Source organism: Hydrocoleum sp. CS-953 (assembly GCF_002260545.1).
Taxonomy (GTDB): Bacteria; Cyanobacteriota; Cyanobacteriia; order Cyanobacteriales; family Microcoleaceae; genus Trichodesmium.
In genome coordinates, this window is sequence record NZ_LGSU01000184.1 from 1 (window position 1) to 2365 (window position 2365).

General features: G+C 37.2%; 1 protein-coding gene. It reads left to right on the plus strand.

Annotation, left to right across the window (positions count from 1 at the left end; genetic code table 11):
- Positions 1-290: 290 nt before the first annotated feature.
- Entirely contained in the window at positions 291-1034 is a 744-nt protein-coding gene (gene cysE / locus AFK68_RS01500; RefSeq protein WP_094671074.1) for a serine O-acetyltransferase, read from the plus strand.
- Positions 1035-2365: the final 1331 nt, after the last annotated feature.

Sequence of the window (2365 nt, forward strand, 5' to 3'; positions counted from 1 at the left end):
CGTTATAGTTTCTTGACTCTATATATAGTACCTCTCCGTAAGTCCTGATTTTATTTATAACGATCAAGTTATCTACTACTACCAAATAAGTGTGTTCTTGTCAAACAGAAATTTTCTGTTTATCTGCTAAAAACTTCAGTAGTGCCAAAATTTAGTATCAAGTCTGGGTAAAAAAATATCCGAAAATAGTAGTATTTTAGTAGTATTTGAACGCACATTTAAACAACTAATTTGATTCAGATTAAAATATAATCTGAACTAACCTACTGAATTAAAAATCGTCAATTTTTATGTTTAAAACCCTTTTAGCTGACTTCCGAATTATCTTTGAAAGAGACCCTGCCGCTCGTAACTGGTTGGAAGTTCTCACTTGCTATCCTGGTCTTCAGGCTTTAGTGTTTCATAGAGTTGCCCATAGTTTGTATTCTCTGAAACTTCCTTTCTTCCCTCGCTTCATTTCTCATATAGGCCGTTTTTTGACCGGGATTGAAATTCACCCTGGAGCTGTTATTGGTGAAGGTGTATTTATTGACCATGGTATGGGTGTTGTGATTGGGGAAACTGCTATTGTGGGAAACTATTGCCTGATTTATCAAGGGGTAACTCTTGGTGGTACTGGTAAAGAAAGTGGCAAACGACATCCTACTTTAGGAGATAATGTGGTTATTGGTGGAGGTGCAAAAGTTCTTGGTAATATTAATATTGGTAGTAATGTTCGTATTGGTGCCAGTTCTGTAGTGCTGAGGGATGTTCCTTCAGATTGTACAGTGGTGGGAATACCAGGTAGAGTTGTATATCGTTCTGGAGTTAAGGTAAATCCTTTAGAACATGGTAGTTTGCCTGACTCTGAGGCTAAGGTTATTCGTGCTTTGGTTGATCGAATTGATGCTCTTGAGGAACAACTGGAAAGTTTACAAGGTAAATTATCACAGTCTGTTTTAGTGAAGTCTCATGCCGAATCTTCTTTGAGTCATCCAGATCATAGTTTCCAAGACCGAGCAATTCAAGATTTTTTGGATAGCTCAGAAATTTAACCACACCATCGGCAACTTCCCACCTAACTTAGGAGGGTTGATTGATAAATAGGCTGAAAATTTAAAAGAGTCGGTATTATGGTTAGTTTGGGATGAGGAGGAAAAGATTTTTGATTAATAAAAATAGTTTTCTAGTAACCAAAAGTCTCTCCTGCCTTTTTTCCTCCTCTTTATTGCCAAATTACTAAAGGTTTTGACATCTCTAGGTATTGAAAATTCAGGGTTCTTTGGTTAGCCGACTGCCAATAGAAATCCGGCGTTGCATAGAGCGCGGGATGAATTATACCAATTCCCATGCATTAATACTATACTTGGGTAATACTTCAGTTATCAATTAATTAGTACATAAAAAATCATTTTTTTGCTAGTTTTAGCTAATTTAATATTAATTATTGTTGTTTTTACTTCTCTCTAGGGACGCCCTTATGCAACGTTTCTACCTAGTACGGACGCCCTTATGCAACGTTTCTACCTACTCCCCTGCTCTGAAATAGATAAAGTTTTTGAGAAATGGTATTAGTGGGTGTGGGAGGAATTATATATATATTTTATTTGCTCATTGGAATGGCTTTATTGCATAAAAGCATATAGCTGCCGCACTTGCTCCCCATTATGTATAGCAGTCGAAGCAAAGAGCGCAGACATTTCTAAATCCTGAAATCCTACTATTGCCTATTGCCTATTGCCTATTCCCTAGCGCGTAGCGCTGCTGTAACTATTGAACAATAGATGAAAGAACATCAATTTTGAGCTAGGAAAAGGCTGAAAGTTTTGCCTGTAAAGGCTTTGAGGTTTAATTTGCCAGCCCTAACTATTGAACAATAGATGAAAGAACATCAATTTTGAGGTAGGAAAAGGCTGAAAGTTTTGCCTGTAAATGCTTTGAGGTGTAATTTGCCAGCCGTAACTAGGATTTGCTGAAAAAGTCTTTTTTCCGCAGTAGGGGAGTAGGGGAGTAATTTTTTTTGCCCAAGTATGCGCCAAAAATGCGCTCCTTTTTGAACAACAAGAGCTGAAAACNCTGTAAATGCTTTGAGGTGTAATTTGCCAGCCGTAACTAGGATTTGCTGAAAAAGTCTTTTTTCCGCAGTAGGGGAGTAGGGGAGTAATTTTTTTTGCCCAAGTATGCGCCAAAAATGCGCTCCTTTTTGAACAACAAGAGCTGAAAACCAAGGTATTTCAGATATAAAAAGCCTAAAACCTTTATCGGTAAATACTTTGAGGTTTAATTTGCCTGCCCTAACTATTGAACAATAGATAAATAGAACATCAATTTTGATGTGGAAAAAGGCTGAAACTTTTGTCTGTAAATGCTTTGAGGTGTAATTTGC